Annotated in this window: 17 protein-coding genes and 2 tRNA genes; 10 read left to right on the top strand and 9 right to left on the bottom strand. The window is 65.5% G+C overall.

The window, feature by feature from the left end; all coding sequences use genetic code 11:
• Positions 1 to 28: 28 nt before the first annotated feature.
• Positions 29 to 103 (bottom strand) — tRNA-Gln (locus tag ACTTAG_RS00470).
• A gap of 100 nt (positions 104 to 203) precedes the next feature.
• Between ACTTAG_RS00470 and ACTTAG_RS00465 the strand changes: the two genes are divergently transcribed.
• The 5 genes from ACTTAG_RS00465 (at position 204) to ACTTAG_RS00445 (ending at position 4,650) form a co-directional block, all read left to right on the top strand.
• Positions 204 to 1,391 carry an NAD(P)/FAD-dependent oxidoreductase gene (locus ACTTAG_RS00465; protein WP_444463688.1) on the top strand — a complete coding sequence of 396 codons (1,188 nt, stop codon included), beginning with the start codon at positions 204 to 206 and terminating at the stop codon, positions 1,389 to 1,391.
• Positions 1,392 to 1,574: 183 nt separating this feature from the next.
• The gene (locus ACTTAG_RS00460) at positions 1,575 to 1,844 is read left to right on the top strand and encodes a FeoA family protein (RefSeq protein WP_444463687.1); all 270 of its coding nucleotides are present in this window, start codon (positions 1,575 to 1,577) and stop codon (positions 1,842 to 1,844) included.
• Positions 1,841 to 2,089, top strand: coding sequence for a FeoA family protein (locus ACTTAG_RS00455; protein ID WP_444463686.1), 249 nt, complete (start codon positions 1,841 to 1,843; stop codon positions 2,087 to 2,089). Before ACTTAG_RS00460 ends, ACTTAG_RS00455 begins: the two co-directional genes overlap by 4 nt.
• Positions 2,086 to 4,419 carry a Fe(2+) transporter permease subunit FeoB gene (gene feoB / locus ACTTAG_RS00450; RefSeq protein ID WP_444463685.1) on the top strand — a complete coding sequence of 778 codons (2,334 nt, stop codon included), beginning with the start codon at positions 2,086 to 2,088 and terminating at the stop codon, positions 4,417 to 4,419. The genes ACTTAG_RS00455 and feoB overlap by 4 nt, the downstream gene beginning before the upstream one ends.
• 9 nt (positions 4,420 to 4,428) lie before the next feature.
• A complete protein-coding gene (locus tag ACTTAG_RS00445; RefSeq protein ID WP_444463684.1) occupies positions 4,429 to 4,650 on the top strand; it encodes a FeoC-like transcriptional regulator in 222 nt (73 codons plus the stop codon).
• Positions 4,651 to 4,857: 207 nt separating this feature from the next.
• Here the strand turns inward: ACTTAG_RS00445 and ACTTAG_RS00440 are convergent.
• The 8 genes from ACTTAG_RS00440 to ACTTAG_RS00405 all read right to left on the bottom strand — a co-directional run bounded on the left by ACTTAG_RS00440 (position 4,858) and on the right by ACTTAG_RS00405 (position 11,546).
• Positions 4,858 to 4,934, bottom strand: a tRNA-Pro gene (locus tag ACTTAG_RS00440).
• A gap of 58 nt (positions 4,935 to 4,992) precedes the next feature.
• Entirely contained in the window at positions 4,993 to 5,961 is a 969-nt protein-coding gene (locus ACTTAG_RS00435; RefSeq protein WP_444463683.1) for a DMT family transporter, read from the bottom strand.
• Positions 5,962 to 6,075: 114 nt separating this feature from the next.
• Positions 6,076 to 7,185 carry a 3-isopropylmalate dehydrogenase gene (gene leuB, locus ACTTAG_RS00430; RefSeq protein ID WP_444463682.1) on the bottom strand — a complete coding sequence of 370 codons (1,110 nt, stop codon included), beginning with the start codon at positions 7,183 to 7,185 and terminating at the stop codon, positions 6,076 to 6,078.
• Between the two features lie 70 nt (positions 7,186 to 7,255).
• Entirely contained in the window at positions 7,256 to 8,359 is a 1,104-nt protein-coding gene (locus ACTTAG_RS00425; RefSeq protein ID WP_444463681.1) for an endonuclease/exonuclease/phosphatase family protein, read from the bottom strand.
• The gene (locus tag ACTTAG_RS00420; RefSeq protein ID WP_444463680.1) at positions 8,245 to 9,072 is read right to left on the bottom strand and encodes a hypothetical protein; all 828 of its coding nucleotides are present in this window, start codon (positions 9,070 to 9,072) and stop codon (positions 8,245 to 8,247) included. Before ACTTAG_RS00420 ends, ACTTAG_RS00425 begins: the two co-directional genes overlap by 115 nt.
• A 267-nt stretch (positions 9,073 to 9,339) precedes the next feature.
• Positions 9,340 to 9,945 carry a 3-isopropylmalate dehydratase small subunit gene (gene leuD / locus ACTTAG_RS00415; RefSeq protein ID WP_444463679.1) on the bottom strand — a complete coding sequence of 202 codons (606 nt, stop codon included), beginning with the start codon at positions 9,943 to 9,945 and terminating at the stop codon, positions 9,340 to 9,342.
• A 12-nt stretch (positions 9,946 to 9,957) separates the two neighbouring features.
• Positions 9,958 to 11,364 (bottom strand): 3-isopropylmalate dehydratase large subunit, encoded by a 1,407-nt coding sequence (leuC, locus tag ACTTAG_RS00410; RefSeq protein WP_444463678.1) that lies wholly within the window; start codon positions 11,362 to 11,364, stop codon positions 9,958 to 9,960.
• Positions 11,365 to 11,441: 77 nt separating this feature from the next.
• Complete coding sequence (locus ACTTAG_RS00405) at positions 11,442 to 11,546, bottom strand: hypothetical protein (RefSeq protein ID WP_013065827.1); 105 nt, start codon at positions 11,544 to 11,546, stop codon at positions 11,442 to 11,444.
• A gap of 219 nt (positions 11,547 to 11,765) precedes the next feature.
• On the opposite strand from ACTTAG_RS00405, the gene rsfS reads away from it, so the two are divergent.
• The 5 genes from rsfS to ACTTAG_RS00380 all read left to right on the top strand — a co-directional run bounded on the left by rsfS (position 11,766) and on the right by ACTTAG_RS00380 (position 16,695).
• Entirely contained in the window at positions 11,766 to 12,119 is a 354-nt protein-coding gene (gene rsfS, locus ACTTAG_RS00400) for a ribosome silencing factor (protein ID WP_444465284.1), read from the top strand.
• A gap of 7 nt (positions 12,120 to 12,126) precedes the next feature.
• Complete coding sequence (gene rlmH, locus ACTTAG_RS00395; protein ID WP_444463677.1) at positions 12,127 to 12,594, top strand: 23S rRNA (pseudouridine(1915)-N(3))-methyltransferase RlmH; 468 nt, start codon at positions 12,127 to 12,129, stop codon at positions 12,592 to 12,594.
• A 65-nt stretch (positions 12,595 to 12,659) separates the two neighbouring features.
• Positions 12,660 to 14,180 carry a 2,3-bisphosphoglycerate-independent phosphoglycerate mutase gene (gene gpmI, locus ACTTAG_RS00390; RefSeq protein WP_444463676.1) on the top strand — a complete coding sequence of 507 codons (1,521 nt, stop codon included), beginning with the start codon at positions 12,660 to 12,662 and terminating at the stop codon, positions 14,178 to 14,180.
• Positions 14,177 to 15,322 carry a murein hydrolase activator EnvC family protein gene (locus tag ACTTAG_RS00385; protein ID WP_444463675.1) on the top strand — a complete coding sequence of 382 codons (1,146 nt, stop codon included), beginning with the start codon at positions 14,177 to 14,179 and terminating at the stop codon, positions 15,320 to 15,322. Before gpmI ends, ACTTAG_RS00385 begins: the two co-directional genes overlap by 4 nt.
• Positions 15,323 to 15,324: 2 nt before the next feature.
• Positions 15,325 to 16,695 (top strand): S41 family peptidase, encoded by a 1,371-nt coding sequence (locus ACTTAG_RS00380; protein WP_444463674.1) that lies wholly within the window; start codon positions 15,325 to 15,327, stop codon positions 16,693 to 16,695.
• Positions 16,696 to 16,713 lie beyond the last annotated feature (18 nt).

Below are 16,713 nucleotides of genomic sequence, written 5' to 3'. Positions count from 1 at the left end.
GACCGTGTTCAGTGCTTATAAGGTAAAATGGCTGGGGTACTAGGATTCGAACCTAGGAATGGCGGTACCAAAAACCGCTGCCTTACCACTTGGCGATACCCCAACGCTGTGCCGCGCTGTTTAGCCAAGGGTGCGGAGCCGCGCAAGAGGAAAATGTGCGAAATCCGTTGCGGTTTTGTCCGCAGCGGGGCAAAGCCTCCGGCATGACCCATTACGACGCCATCATCCTCGGGGCCGGGGCCGCCGGGCTCTTCTGTGCCGCCGAAGCCACCCGCCGCGGGCGGCGCATCGCCGTGCTCGACCATGCCCAAAGACCGGGCGAAAAGATCCGCATCTCGGGCGGGGGGCGGTGCAACTTCACCAACCGCGACCTGACCCGCCAGAACGCGCCCGAGCGGTTCCTGTCCGAAAACCCCCGTTTCGCACTGTCGGCGCTGAGCCGCTTCACCCCCGCCGACTTCATCGCCCGCATTGATGCCGCGGGCATCGCCTGGCATGAAAAGCACCTTGGCCAGCTGTTCTTCGACGGCAAGGCCGGGCAGCTGGTCGATCTGCTGCTTGGCGAGCTGCGCGCGGGCGGCGAGTTGCGGCTGGGCTGCGCCATCGAGACGGTGCGGCAGACGGCAGAGGGATTCGAGGTGGTGACCGCAGAGGGTCTGCTGCGCGCGCCCCGGGTGGTGGTGGCGACGGGGGGCAAGTCGATCCCGAAGATCGGGGCCTCGGGGCTGGGCTATCGCATCGCCGAAAGCTTCGGGCTGCGGGTGACCGAGACCCGCCCCGGCCTGGTGCCGCTGACCTTCGCCGAGCAGGATCTGGCGCGCACCGCGCCGCTGGCGGGGATCGCCCTGCCCGCGCGGGTAAGCCTGGGCAAGCGCAGCCTGACAGAGGATCTGCTGTTCACCCATCGCGGCCTGTCCGGCCCGGCGATCCTGCAGATCTCCAGCTACTGGCGCGAGGGCGAGGCGCTGACGATCGACCTTGCCCCCGGGCGCGACATCGCCGCCGAACTGGCCGCGATCCGGGCCGGGACCGGGCGGATCGCACTGCAGACCGCGCTTGGGCGGCTTTTGCCCGACAGGCTGGCGGCGCTGGCGGTGGCGCAATCGGGTCTGTCGGGGCGGCTGGCCGATCACGGCAACCGGGCGCTGGCGCAGCTGGCGGCGCAGGTGCAGGCTTGGCAGGTGCGCCCCGTGGGGTCGGAAGGCTATCGCACCGCCGAGGTGACGGTGGGCGGCGTGGCAACCGAGGCGCTGGACGCGAAGACGCTGGAGGCGAAAGCGGTGCCGGGGCTGCATTTCATCGGCGAGGTCGTCGATGTGACCGGCTGGCTTGGCGGTTACAACTTCCAATGGGCCTGGTCTTCGGCCTGGGCGGCGGCGCAGGTCCTGTGACCGCAGGCGGACCCCCTCCGGCCCGGACCGCAAAGGCCCCGGCGGCTGCGAACCCAGACTTGGCACGTTCTTCGCGCCCGGCCCTCCTGGGGCTTTGACGGCTGCGCGCTTTTGACCAATACTAAATTTATCAGGAATAGCGCAATTCTTGACTTCTGTTGTCAGATTAAGCGAGGCCGCTGGATGAACATGCCCTTTCACCCCGATCTGAAGGCCCTTCCCCTGGCTTTGGCGCCCCTCGGGGTGGCGCTGGAGGTGCGGCGTCTGACCGGCTGCGCCGATTTCGCGGCGCGGATGCTGGCGATGGGAATCGGTCCCGGCCGGGTGATCCGGCTGATCCAGAGCGAGGGCAGCCATGTGGTGCTGGGCGTCGGCGACAGCCGTTTCGGCATCGGGCGCGGCGTGGCGCAGAAAATCATGGTGGTCGTGGCGCGGCCGGAGGACGGAGAATGACGGTGCAGCTCAAGGACATGAAAATCGGGGCCCGCGGCCGGGTGCTGCGTCTGGCGGGCGGCGCGGGGGGCTACCGGGCAAAGCTTTTGTCGATGGGCCTGACCCCCGGCGCCGAATTCACCGTGCAGCGGGTGGCGCCGATGGGCGACCCCGTGGAAATCGCCCTGCGCGGCTTTCGGCTGACGTTGCGCAAGGCCGAGGCCGATGCGCTGGAAGTGGAAATGCTGGCGGAGGATGCGCAATGAAGAAACTGATCGTCGGCACCGTCGGCAACCCGAACTGCGGCAAGACCACCTTGTTCAACGCGCTGACCGGCGCCCGGCAACAGGTCGGCAACTGGCCCGGCGTCACCGTTGAACGCAAGTCGGGCCGGTTCCGCCAGGACGGCACCGAGGTCGAGCTGATCGACCTGCCGGGCACCTATTCGCTGGACGCCGCCGAGGGCGATCTGTCGCTGGACGAACAGATCGCCCGCGATTTCGTTGCGGCGCGGGAAGCCGATGTGGTGCTCAACATCGTCGATGCCTCGAACCTGGAGCGCAACCTTTACCTGACCACGCAGCTTCTGGAGATGAAGGTTCCGGTGCTGCTGGCGGTCAACATGATCGACATTGCCGAGGCCCGCGGGCTGAAGCTGGATCTGGCGGCGCTGTCGGAGCGGCTGGGCTGCCCGGTCTTCGGGGTGGTGGCAGCCGAGGGCCGGGGCGTCGGCGCGCTGAAATCCGCGCTGGCGGCGCTCGGGCATGAAATCGTGCAGCCGAAACGCGCCTCGTTTCATGGGGCGGCGGTGCAGGCGGCGGTGACGGCGCTGCGCCCGCTGGTCGAGCCGCTGGCGGTGGCGCGCGGGGTGGAGCCCGACTGGGCGGCGCTGTCGCTGCTGGAAAGCGACAGTCTTCTGGGCGAAACCCCCGATCCGGCGCTGCGGTCCGCGCTGGCCCTGGCGCGCAAGGATCTGGTCGACAAGCTGGGCGAGGATATCGACATCGTTCTGGCCGATGCCCGTTATGGCTTCATCGGCACGGTGATGGCGGCCACGATCCGCGACCAGCGCCGGGTGTCGGAGACCACCTCGGACCGGATCGACCGGGTGGTGCTGAACCGCCTCTTCGGCGTGCCGATCTTTCTTTTGCTGATGTATCTGATGTTCCTGTTCACCATCGACATCGGCGGCGCCTTCATCGACTTTTTCGACATTGCCGCGGGGGCGATCTTTGTCGATGCCCTTGGCAACCTGCTGACGGCCATCGGCAGCCCCGACTGGCTGCGCGAGGTCATCGCCACCGGCCTTGGCGGCGGGGTGCAGACGGTCGCGACCTTCATTCCGGTCGTGGTCTTCCTGTTCCTCTTCCTCTCGACGCTGGAGGATTCGGGCTACATGGCACGGGCGGCCTTTGTGATGGACCGGGCGATGCGGGCCATCGGCCTGCCCGGAAAGGCCTTCGTGCCGCTGATCGTCGGTTTCGGCTGCAACGTGCCCGCCGTCATGGCCGCCCGCACGATCGAGCGCCACCGCGACCGGCTGATGACGATCCTGATGGCGCCCTTCATGTCCTGCGGCGCCCGTCTGCCGGTCTATGCGCTGTTCGCGGCGGTGTTCTTCCCGGCGCATGGCGGGCTGATCGTGTTCAGCCTTTACATGGCCGGGATCGCGGTGGCGATCCTCTCGGGTCTGGTGATGAAATCGACGCTGCTGTCGGGCCCCGTCACGCCTTTCGTGATGGAACTGCCGCCCTATCACGTGCCGACGCTGAAGGGCGTGGTGATCCGCACCTGGGAAAAGACCCGCAATTTCGTGACCCAGGCGACGAAAATCATCGTGCCGATGGTGATGGTGCTCAACGTGCTGAACTCGATGGGCACGGATGGCAGCTTCGGCAATGCCGACAGCCGCAATTCGGTGCTGAGCGAAATCGGCCGCTCGATCACGCCGATTTTCGCGCCGATGGGCATGAGTGAGGAAAACTGGCCCGCCGCCGTCGGTGTCTTCACCGGCATTCTGGCGAAAGAGGCCGTCGTCGGCACGCTGGATGCGCTTTACGCCGAGGCGGGCAAGGCCGATGCCGCCGCCGCGGCACAAGCCTCGGGCGAAGAGGTCGCGGCCGAGGAAGAGGCGCCCTTCAGCCTGACCGCAGCACTTGGCGAGGCCGTGGCGACCGTGCCCGCGAACCTGGGCGATGCGATCGCGAACTGGGCCGACCCGCTGGGCCTGGGCGAGATCGCGGCGCAGGCCGGCGCGAACGAGACCCCCACCGGTCAGGCGATGCTGGCCCGCTTTGACGGCGCCGCCGGGGCCTATGCCTATCTGCTGTTCATCCTGCTTTACTTCCCCTGCACCGCGGCGCTGGCGGCGATGGTGCGGGAAGCGGGGATGGGCTGGACCGTCTTCGTGGCCAGCTGGGCCACCGCGGTGGGCTGGATTCTGGGCACGGGGGTCTATCAGGCGGCGCGGTTCACCGCGCATCCCGGATCTTCGGCGGTCTGGCTGGTGGGTCTGGCGCTGATCTCGGCGGCGATGTTCGCGGGGCTGCGATTCTGGGCAAACCGCGCGGACCGCGCCGGGGCGATGCCGGCATAGGAGACGACGATGGCCCTGCAAGACATTCAGGATTATGTGGCGCAGGCCGGCAAGGTCAGCCTGCGCGATCTGAGCCTGCATTTCGGCTCCTCGCCCGAGGCGATGCGCGACATGGCCGGTCGGCTGGTGCGCAAGGGTCGGTTGCGGGTGGAGATGGAACAGGCGGCCTGTTGCGGCTGCAAATCCAAAGACGGATGTGCGGGGGCGGAATACTACAGCCCCGCACCCTGAACCGAAGGCGGCGCAACCGCCCTGTCCGAAACCGGCTTGTCACCGCCCCGAGGCCCCGCGCCACATCGGGGCGGTTTTTCATCTCGCATCGGCTTGAGGCATCTGCCGCAGCCGGCCCCCCGGGGCGCAGGGTGACATACCAGACAGCAAACAGCTGCACTCCGGCCCGGATGCGCTTTGCGTTTTCAGGATTTCGGGGATTTCACATGGTCGGAGCGAGAGGATTCGAACCTCCGACCCCCTGCTCCCGAAGCAGGTGCGCTACCAGGCTGCGCTACGCTCCGACCGTGTGGGGCGGGAGTTACCCAACCCCGGCGGCATTTGCAAGGGGTATTCTTGCAACTATCTGCGCAGGCCCGGATTCAGCACCCGCTGCAGGATCGAGGCCCGCGGCGTGGTCACGGTTTCCGTGCGCCCGCGCGTCTGCAGCACCGGGGTATTTTGCGACACGTCGGCCGTGCTTTCGCGCCAGACGATGTAAAGCCCCGAGACGATCACCACCGCTGCGCCCAGCAGCGTCGCGGCATCGACCGGCTCGTGAAACAGCACCCAGCCGAAGAACACCGCCCAAAGGATCTGCGAATATTGCATGGGGGCCACGATCACCGCCTCGCCCAGACGATAGGCCAGGATGGACAGAAAGGCCGCCACAAGGCCGAACAGCGCCACCACCGCCATCAGGCCAAGGTCGGGCAGTTGCAAGGGCACCCAGACGAAGGGCAGCGCCACCCCCATGGCCAGGAAGTTGCCCAGAAGCGGCGAGAGCAGCAGCACGACCGAACGTTCCTCGTTGCCGATCTTGCGCACGATCACCGAGGCAAGCGCGCCGCAGAAGGCCGCGAAGACTGCGGCCAAATGCCCGAGGCCAAGCTCGGCCTGACCAGGGCGAACGACGATGAGGACGCCGATCAGCCCGACGATGACCGCCGCCCAGCGATGCCAGCCGACGCGCTCGCCCAGGATCGGAATCGCCATGATCGTCAGCAAAAGCGGCATGGCGAACAACAGCGGATAGACCTGCGCCAGCGGCAGATGCGCAAAGGCGTAAAAGGCGCTGACCGAGGTGGCGACGGTGGCGACCGCACGCAGGATCACCCAGAACGGCCGCACCGGGCGCAGGCTGCCCGCACGCGGATCGCGCAGCAGGATCACCGTCAGAAGCGGAAAGGACAGCAGCGCGGCAAAGAAGATGATCTGCACCGCGGAATAGGTATAGCCCAGCTGCTTCACCACCGCGTCATGCGTGGCATAGATCGCCATCGACAGAAGCCCCAGACCGGCCCCTTTCGCGTTCTGCTTTCCCGAATGCATGGATGTCCTCCGTTACCGCTGACAATCGCGCCGAAGTGTCGCGGATGCAAGCGGTGGCAATGAAAACGGCGCGGGGAGATTCCCCCCGCGCCGTCCTGTCGTCTGGTCCCAAGCTCAGAGGCTGGCGTTCAGCGCCGCAAGGATCTTGTCGCCCATCTCGCTGGTCGAAACCGGCTGGCCACCCTCGGGGCCCATCAGATCGGCGGTGCGGACGCCGTCGGCCAGCACTTTCTCGATCGCCTTTTCAAGGCGCGTGGCCTCGTCGCCCTGATCGAAGCTGTAGCGCAGCGCCATCGCGAAGGAGAGGATGCAGGCGATCGGGTTCGCCTTGCCCTGCCCCGCGATATCGGGCGCCGAGCCGTGCACGGGCTCATACATCGCTTTCGGACGGCCATTGGCCATCGGCGCGCCAAGGCTGGCCGAGGGCAGCATGCCCAAGCTGCCGGTCAGCATCGCGGCGCAGTCCGACAGCACGTCGCCAAAGAGGTTGTCGGTGACGATCACGTCGAATTGCTTCGGGCGGCGGACCAGCTGCATGGCGCCATTGTCGGCATACATGTGGCTCAGTTCCACGTCCGGATATTCGTTGTCATGCACCCATTGCACTTCCTCGCGCCACAGGATGCCCGATTCCATCACATTGGCCTTCTCCATCGAGCAGACCTTGTTGTTCCGACGCCGCGCCAGTTCAAAGGCCGAGCGGGCGACGCGGCGGATTTCCTCGGTGGTGTAGACCTGCGTGTTGATGCCCACGCGCGAGCCATCGGGCTGCGTGGTGATGCCGCGCGGCGTGCCGAAATAGACGCCCGAGGTCAGTTCGCGCACGATCATGATGTCGAGACCGGCGACGACATCCTTTTTCAGCGAGGAGAAATCGGCCAGCGCGTCGAAGCACTGCGCGGGACGCAGGTTGGCGTAAAGGTCCATTTCCTTGCGCAGACGCAGCAGGCCACGCTCCGGCTTCACCGAGAAATCGAGCACGTCGTATTTCGGCCCGCCGACGGCGCCGAGCAGCACCGCATCCACTTCCTGCGCCTTCGCCATCGTGGCATCGGCCAGCGGCACGCCATGCACGTCATAGGCGGCCCCGCCGACCAGATCCTCGCTGACGTCGAAGGTCAGCCCGCGCTTGTCGCCATACCACGAAATGATCTTTTTCACTTCGGCCATGACTTCGGGGCCGATGCCGTCACCGGCGAGGATGAGAAGGGAAGGGTTGGCCATCGTTTTCTCCAATGGAACAAGGGTTGCAAGCGGCCTAGCCGAGGGCCGGGGCGGGGTCAAGCGCGGGGTCTTACGGCAGCGCCAGATCGACCCACACAAGACGGTGTCTGGAGGCCCGCGGATCGCCCAGCGTGCCCGCCGCGTGCAGCTTCAGCCCGGCGGCGGGCAGGATGTAATCCACCCGCAGCGGGCCGATGGTGCCCCCGAAATCGGCGGTGGCCAGCGGATGGCCCGCGGGCGCATCGGGGGCGCTCGGATGCGGGTCCTGCACGCGCGGATCGGCAAGCAGGCGGCGCAGGCTGTCGCGCTGGCCCTCGCCGCGGTCGGGGTCAAGGTTCGCAAGACCCAGGATCACGAAAGGCGCCGTCGGCTGTTGCGGCAGAGCGCCGTTCAGATAGTGCCGCCAGAAGGTGGTTTCGTCACTGTTGCGACGGCCGTTGCGATCCTCGGGGCCGTCAAAGACCGGCGTCGTCGCGCCATAGGCCCACAGATGCAGGGCCCCTGCCCCGGTGTCGATCGGCACATCCCAATGCGCGGTCGCGGCAAGCCGCTGCACCGTCTCGGCGCCCTTCGGCAAGCGCGCCTGCGGCAGTTGCGATCCGGGCAGATCCCGCCACAGGAACCCCGAGAAATCCCGCGCCTGATCGGTCAGGATCGGCCATTTCGACAGCAGCGCCATGCCGTGCTGGCCGGTGAACTGCCCATAGCCCTGCGCATCGCGGGGCTCGGACAGGCGGCCGTTGCCGTCGATGTCGAAGCCGGTGTCGATCCCGGTATTGGGCTGGGGCGCGAAGGCAAACGGGTAATCAACCCCCTGCCCCGCCAGCCGTTCCTGCAGGGCGCCCAGCGCCTCGGACCGATAATCCCAGTCCAGATCGGTCAACAGCAGCACATCGGCATTCGCTTCGGCGATCAGCGCGACGGCAGCCTTGATCTGCGGATCTTCGCCCTTTTGCAACGCCGCCAGCACCAGCCCGGGACCTTGGCGCGACAGGCCGGGGGAAAAGGTCGCCAGCCGCAGCGTCTCGGCTGCGGCGGGAAGACCGAGGCAAAGGGCGATCAGGCCGGATGCAAGTCCGCCAAGCCCGAGACGCGGCGTTTTTCCTCGATCATGCTGGCCACCCGGCCCATCGCGATGCCGCGCATGAACAGGCTGGCGGGAAGGAAGGCCCATGCTGTCACCGTCCAGATCATGGTATGCGGCGCGTCCAGCGTCACCGGCGAAAAGCCTGCCGAAATCGCCTTGATCACCGCCGGGATAAGGAAGGGCAAAAGGAAGCCCAGCGCAATGTTGAACCAGGCGTCGCGGCGCAGACGCTCGACCACATCGCCGCCCGCGGTCGGATCGAAGGTGGGCAGGTTGACCCAGACGTTGAACCCCTGCCCCGAACTCGGCCAGCCCAGCGCGCGGATCACCACGACGAAATAGCCCAGCGTGATCAAGGAGGTCATATAGGCGATGCCTCCTGCGGTGCGGACGATCTCGATCTGCTCGGCCGAGGCGTTTTCAGGCAGCATCAGCACCAGAAGCCGGACCGGCGAATAGGGCAGGTCGATCGAGCGCGCCATCGCAGACCCCAGCACATCGACGAACAGCGTCAGGGTCGAGGGCTCGGTCCGGGCCAGCACCACCATGGAAAGCAACCCAACCGTCGCCACGAGCGAGGCATAGCGGATGCGGTTGAAGGGCGGCGCATCGCGGAATTCGATCAGCCCCGGATAGACCGAGGCATATTCGAAAAAGGTCAGCGCGGCGGCGAAGATGCCCACCAGCGCCACGATCTGCCGCGTGTCATCGCTGACCGAGGGCAGGATGAGCGAGGGCATGGCAATGGCCGCGATCACCAGAACGGCCCGCACCAATGCGCCCAGATAACGTGCCACCACGATTCTGCCCTTTGTCCTTGCCAGCCCCGATGCTTTGCCGGTGCCGTGCCAGTCATTGCCGCCGATTGTGGCGAACCGCCTCATTCTTGCCATGAATTTGCCCCACTTCCTGAATCCTGGCAACCAACGGTTAAGTGTTGCGGCTTCATTCCGACGATTTGTGGGAAAAACTGGTGCGTGATTGCATCAATTTCGGCACAAAAGTAAGGCCGCCCGGTGGGCGGCCCTTCATCTTGTGTTTCAAGGGGTTGGCCCCCACTATCGGGCCTAGACCCAAGGGCGGGCCTGCGCCGATTGTTTCTCGAATCCGTCGATCGCGGCGGCCTTTTCCAGCGTCAGCCCGATGTCATCAAGCCCGTTCAGCAGGCAGTGCTTCTTGAAGGCGTCGACCTCGAACTTGATCACCTGACCATCCGAGGTGGTGATTTCCTGCGCTTCCAGATCCACCGTCATCCGGGCATTCTCGCCGCGCTCGGCATCCTTCATCAGCAGCTCGACCTGTTCGGCGGGCAGCACGATCGGCAGCATCCCGTTCTTGAACGAGTTGTTGAAGAAGATATCCGCAAACGAGGTCGAGACGATCACCTTGATGCCGAAATCGGCCAAGGCCCAGGGCGCATGTTCGCGCGAGGAGCCGCAGCCGAAATTGTCGCCCGCGATCAGGATTTCCGTCTTGCGGTATTGCGGCTTGTTGAGCACGAAATCCGGGATTTCATTGCCCGCGCGGTCATAGCGCATCTCGTCGAAGGCATGCACGCCCAGGCCGGTGCGCTTGATCGTTTTCAGGAACCCTTTCGGGATGATCATGTCGGTGTCGATGTTGACAAGCGGCATGGGGGCGGCGATGCCGGTGAACTTTTCAAACTTTTTCATGGCTTTGCCCCCTCAGATCATTTCACGGACATCGGTCAGGTGGCCGGTCAGCGCGGCGGCGGCGGCCATTTCCGGGCTGACCAGATGGGTGCGGCCCTTGTAGCCCTGACGGCCCTCGAAATTGCGGTTCGAGGTCGAGGCGCAGCGTTCGTATTCGCCAAGCTGGTCGGGGTTCATCGCAAGGCACATCGAGCAGCCCGCCAGACGCCATTCAAAGCCGGCGTCGATGAAGATCTGGGCGATGCCCTCTTCTTCCGCCTGATGCCGCACAAGGCCCGAACCCGGAACCACCATCGCCCGCATCCCCGGCTTGATCTTCTTGCCCTTGAGGATATTGGCCGCGGCGCGCAGGTCTTCGATGCGGCCGTTGGTGCAGGACCCGATGAAGACGGTGTCGATCGCGATATCGGTCAGTTTCTGGCCGGGGGTCAGACCCATGTAGTCGAGCGAGCGCTTGACCGCCTCGACCTTGCCGCCGGTGAAATCCTCGGGCGCGGGCACCACGGCCGAGATCGGCAGCACGTCCTCGGGGCTGGTGCCCCAGGTGACGACGGGCTCGATATCCTCGCCGCGGATCGTCACGACCTTGTCGAAGACCGCGCCTTCGTCGGTGTAAAGCGTTTTCCACCAATTCAGCGCCGCTTCCCACTGCGCGCCTTTCGGCGCATGGGCGCGGCCCTTCACATAGTCGAAGGTGGTTTCATCGGGGGCGATGAGGCCCGCACGGGCGCCGCCCTCGATCGCCATGTTGCAGACCGTCATCCGGCCTTCCATCGACAGCGCGCGGATCGCCTCGCCGCAATATTCGATCACATGGCCGGTGCCGCCCGCGGTGCCGGTCAGGCCGATCACGGCGAGCGTGATATCCTTGGCGGTCACGCCCGGACGCAGCTTGCCGGTGATTTCCACCTTCATGTTCTTCGATTTCTTCTGGATCAGCGTCTGCGTCGCCAGAACGTGTTCCACCTCGGACGTGCCGATCCCATGCGCCAGCGCGCCAAAGGCGCCATGCGTGGCGGTGTGGCTGTCGCCGCAAACGACGGTCATGCCCGGCAGCGTCCAGCCCTGTTCCGGGCCGACGATATGCACGATGCCCTGACGGATATCGGTCACCGGATAATAATGGATGCCGAATTCCTTGGCGTTCTTGTCGAGCGCCTCGACCTGAATGCGGCTTTCCTCGTTTTCGATATGCGTCTCACGGCCCTCGGTGGTGGGGACGTTGTGATCCGGCACGGCGATGGTCTTTTCCGGGCAGCGGACCTTGCGACCGGTCATGCGCAGGCCCTCGAAGGCCTGGGGGCTGGTCACTTCATGGACCAGATGGCGGTCGATATAGAGCAGGCAGGTGCCATCGGCGTCTTCACTGACGACATGGGCATCCCAGATCTTGTCATAAAGGGTCTTCGGAGCGGACATGGCTCTCTCTTTGGATAGCTGAGGAAGATCTTGGCCGGAACGGCCGGGCGGACAGGGCGAAGCCCCCGCGGCCAACGTCAAAGTCGGGCGAGGATGGAACGGCTTTCGCCGTAGAAGCGTTCCCGAAGCCGGGCGCGATCGTCCATGTCGAAGATGCGGATCATGGCCGCGATATAGGCCAAGGCGGGTCTTGACGCAAGGAATTTGGCCGCGATGTGACACCCTTTGCCACGGCTTCAGCAATTCTGTCGCCCATCGGTTGAGATTTCGCCCCCGCGATGTTAGGTTTGGCTTCGACCTGGCGCCCGGGGTAAGTGGCGTGTGGAGTTTCGGAGGACAATGTCCTGTCTCATCTCAATGCCGCGCCCGTCGCTTCGGGTGCACCGGTGGCAGCCATGACCATGAATGTCACGGATGCCGAAACGAGCGATCAGGTGCTGGCGCTCGTGCTTTCTTCCCTCGACGACGACAAGGCAGAAGACATCGTCGCCATCGACCTGCGCGGTCGGTCCTCGATTGCCGATCACATGGTGATCTGCTCGGGCCGGTCGTCGCGTCAGGTCGGCGCCATCGCCGAGAAGCTGATGGAGCGGCTGAAGGAAGCCTTTGGCCGCAATTGCAAGATCGAGGGCAAGGATCAGGGCGACTGGGTTCTGATCGACGCCACCGATGTGATCGTGCATGTCTTCCGCCCGGAAGTGCGCGAATTCTATCAGCTGGAAAAGATGTGGATGCCGACCGGCGCCAAGGTCTGATCGGCGCATGAAGGTCACGATCTGCGCGGTGGGCAAGCTGCGCAAGGGCCCCGAGCTGGATCTGATCACGGATTATCTGGACCGCTTCGGCAAGGCCGGGCGGTCCTTTGGTCTTGGGCCGGCCGCGATCCTTGAGGTCGAGGACAAGCGCAATCTGGGCATGGAGGCCGAGGCGGTTCTGCTGGAGCGCGCGATTCCCGCCGGATCGGTGCTGGTGACGCTGGACGAGCGGGGGGACGTGATCTCCTCGCCCGAGTTTGCCGCGCGGCTGGGCGGCTGGCGCGATGCGGCGCGGGATGTGACTTTCGTCATCGGCGGGGCGGACGGGATTGCCCCTGCGCTGCGGGCGCGGGCCGACTGGTCGCTGTCCTTCGGCAAGATGGTCTGGCCGCATATGCTGGTGCGGGTGATGCTGGCCGAACAGCTTTACCGCGCCGGGCAGATTCTGGCCGGAACGCCCTATCACCGGGTCTGATCCCGCCGAACTTGCCGTTTCGGCCGGGGCAGCGTAGGAAGGGGCAAATTCGTCAGGAGGCGCCGATGACCCGTCCGAAACCCGTTGTTCTGTGCATTCTCGATGGCTGGGGCGAACGCGCCGAAACCGAGGGGAACGCCCCGAAACTGGCCCATACGCCGAACCTGGACCGGGTTTTTGCCACCTGCCCGAAAGCGACGCTGATCACCCATGGCAATGATGTCGGCCTGCCCACCGGGCAGATGGGCAATTCGGAGGTCGGGCATACCAATATCGGCGCCGGGCGTGTGGTGGCGATGGATCTGGGCCAGATCGATCTGGCGATCGAGGATGGCAGCTTTTTCCAGAACGCGCCGATCCTTGAATTCATTGAGAAAGTGAAGACCGCCGGGGGCCGGGCGCATCTGATGGGTGTCGTGTCCGATGGCGGCGTGCATGGCCATATCGAACACGTTCTGGCGGCCTGCAAGATGATTGCCGGGGCAGGGGTTCCGGTCGTGCTGCATGCGATCACTGATGGCCGCGACGTCGCCCCGGATTCCGCCGCCCGGTTCGTCGATGACCTGTGCGCGCGTCTGCCCGCGGGCTGCAGCGTTGCCACGGTGATCGGCCGCTACTGGGCGATGGACCGGGACAACCGCTGGGAGCGCGTCGGCACCGCCTTTGACGCGATGGTGAAAGGGCAGGGGTTCAGCGCCGCCACTCCGGCCGAGGCCGTCGCGCAAAGCTATGCCAAGGGCGAGATGGACGAGTTCATCAAGCCGACCGTGATTGCCGGTTACACTGGCACGGCGGATCACGACGGCTTCTTCTGCCTCAACTTCCGCGCCGACCGGGCGCGGGAAATTCTGCGCACGCTGGGCGAGCCGGGCTTTGTGGAATTTGACGTCTCGGCCCGGCCGCACTGGTCGGCGATGCTGGGGATGGTCGAATATTCAATCACCCATAACGCCTACATGACGGCGGCTTACCCGAAGCGCGATATCGTCAACACCTTGGGCGAATGGGTTTCGAAACAGGGGCTTACGCAGTTCCATCTGGCGGAAACCGAGAAATACCCGCATGTGACCTTCTTCCTGAACGGCGGCAAGGAAGCGCCTTGGGCGGGCGAGGATCGCTACATGCCGAAATCGCCCAAGGTGGCGACCTATGACCTGCAGCCCGAAATGTCGGCCCCAGAGGTCACCGATCACTTCGTCGCCGCGATCGAGAAGGGCTATGATCTGATCGTGGTGAACTATGCCAACCCGGACATGGTCGGCCATACCGGCAGCCTGCCCGCCGCGATTGCCGCCTGCGAGGAAATCGACCGCGATCTGGGCCGGGTGCTGGCGGCGCTCGAAAAGGCCGGGGGGGCGATGATCATCACCGCCGATCACGGCAACTGTGAAACCATGATCGACCCGGTGACGGGCGGGCCGCACACCGCGCATACGACGAACCTGGTGCCGGTGGCGCTGGTCGGTGGCCCCGCGGGGGTCAGCCTGCATCCGGGGCGGCTGTCCGACCTTGCCCCGACGCTGCTTGACCTGATGCAACTGCCCGTGCCGCCGGAAATGACCGGCAAGACGCTGATCGACAGATGATCCGTCAGGCGGTCCTTGCCCTTCTGCTTTCCGCGGGGACGGCCTTGGCCAGCCCTGCCGGTGACGTGGCGCAAAAGGCCGCCGAGGATCTGCGCGCCTCGATCGAGGCTTTGGACGCGGCCCAGACCAAGGCCGACCGGGTGGCGGCGCTGACGCGGACGATTTCGGCCTATGAAACCGGCCTTGGCGCGCTGCGCGACGGGCTGCGCCGGGCCGCCGTGCGCGAAGCCGAGATCCGCGCGAAATTCGAGGCGAAACGCGAAGATATCGGCCGGCTTCTGGGCGTGATGAGCACGATGAGCGGCACCGAGGGGCCGCTGTTGCTGCTGCATCCCTCGGGGCCCCTGGGCACGGCGCGGTCGGGGATGATGCTGGGCGCGGTGACGCCCGCGCTGCAGGCCGAGGCGGAAAAGATGCGCGCCGATCTGATCGAGATCGAAGAGCTGCGCGCGGTGCAGGGCAATGCGCAGAAGGTGCTGGAAACCGGGCTGGCCTCGGTTCAGGCGGCACGGACGGCGCTGTCGAAGGCGGTGGCGGATCGCTCGAAACTGCCGCGCCGCTATCTGGAAGAGCCCGAAGAGCTGCGCGAACTGGTCGAAAGCGTCGATACGCTGGAGGGCTTCGCCTCGGGTCTGGCCGATCTCGAGGGCGATATCGGCGCCCCGATGGAGGATTTCGCAGGCGCCAAGGGCAGCCTGCCGATGCCGGTTCTGGGGACCGTGCTGCGCAAGTTCGACGAAGCCGATGCGGCAGGCATCCGCCGTCCGGGGCTGGTGGTGGCAACGGCGCCCGCGGCGCTGGTGACGACGCCCTGGCCCGCCACGATCCGTTATCGCGGCCCGCTGCTCGACTACGGAAATGTGATGATCCTCGAACCGGCAGAGGGCTATCTTCTTGTTCTGGCGGGGCTGGGCAGCGTCTATGGTGAAACGGGCGACGTGCTGGCCGCGGGGGCCCCGGTCGGGCTGATGGGCGGGCGCGAACCCGGGGCACAGGAATTCGGCGAGGATTTCCTGAGAAACGCGCAGATGGGGAGTGGCGCCACGCGCTCGGAAACGCTTTATATCGAGTTGAGGAAGGGCAAGAAGCCCGTGGACCCCGCGCCGTGGTTCACCCCGACGAAAGACCAGAACAAGGGCTGAAAATGAAGAAATTCGTCATTGCCGCACTGGGCGGAACGATCGCCGGGACGTTGCTCTCGGTGCAGGTGGCGCCGCTTCTGGCGGAGGAGACGTCGAAACCGGCCTCGGTCTATCAGGAGCTGGATCTGTTTGGCGACGTGTTCAAGCGCATCCGCACCGATTACGTCGAACAGGTGGACGACAAGAAGCTGATCGAAGCGGCGATCAACGGCATGCTGTCGTCGCTTGATCCGCATTCCAGCTTCATGCCCGCCGAAGAATATGACGACATGAAGGTGCAGACGCGCGGTTCTTTCGGCGGTCTGGGCATCGAAGTGACGATGGAAAACGGCGCGGTCAAGGTGGTCTCGCCGATGGATGGCACGCCCGCCGCCGCCGCGGGCATTCTGGCCAGCGATTTCATCACCCATGTGAATGGCGAAAGCCTGATGGGGCTGACGCTGGATGATGCGGTGGACAAGATGCGCGGTCCGGTCGGCAGCGAGGTGACGCTGAAAATCGTGCGCGAAGGCAAGACCGAACCCTTTGACGTGACGTTGACCCGCGACACGATCAAGCTGACCGCGGTCAAGGGGCGGCTGGAGGCGAATACCGCGATCCTGCGCATCACCACCTTCAACGACCAGACCTTCCCGAACCTGCAGGAGAGCCTGAAGAAGGTGGCCGAGGAAGCGGGCGGCATCGGCAAGCTGAACGGGGTGGTGCTGGATCTGCGCAACAACCCGGGCGGGCTGCTGACGCAGGCGATCGCCGTTTCGGATGCGTTCCTTGACAAGGGCGAGATCGTTTCGACCCGCGGCCGCAAGCCCGAGGAAAGCGAACGGTTCAACGCCACGCCGGGCGATCTGGCCGCGGGCAAGCCGATTGTCGTGCTGATCAATGGCGGCTCGGCCTCGGCGTCGGAGATCGTCACCGGGGCGCTGCAGGATCATCACCGCGCCATCGTCGTGGGGACGAAAAGCTTCGGCAAGGGCTCGGTGCAGACGGTCATTCCGGTGCAGAACGAGGGGGCGATGCGGCTGACCACCTCGCGCTATTACACGCCCTCGGGGCGGTCGATCCAGGCTTTGGGGATTGCCCCCGACATCGTCGTGCCGCAACCGCCCGCGCCGCCCGAAACCGACAAGGAAGACACGGCGGACACCCGGTCCGAGGCCGATCTGCGCGGCGTGCTGTCGAACGACTCGATGACCGAGGACGAGAAGAAGCAGGCCGAGGAAGAACGCGTCAAGGCCGAGGAAGCCGCCAAGATGCGGCTGGAGGATTTCCAGCTGGCCTATGCGATCGACATCATCAAGGGGCTGGCCGTCGCCGGTCAGACGATCGAGCCGGTGGACGATCCGAAAGCCGCGGCGAAACCCGCCAAGCCGTAATCCCGGACCGGGGGCCGA

The sequence above is a fragment of the Rhodobacter capsulatus genome (assembly GCF_052363185.1).
GTDB lineage: Bacteria > Pseudomonadota > Alphaproteobacteria > Rhodobacterales > Rhodobacteraceae > Rhodobacter > Rhodobacter capsulatus_E.
The sequence above is the reverse complement of the archived record's forward strand: the minus strand, read 5'-3'. Positions and strand labels throughout refer to the sequence as shown.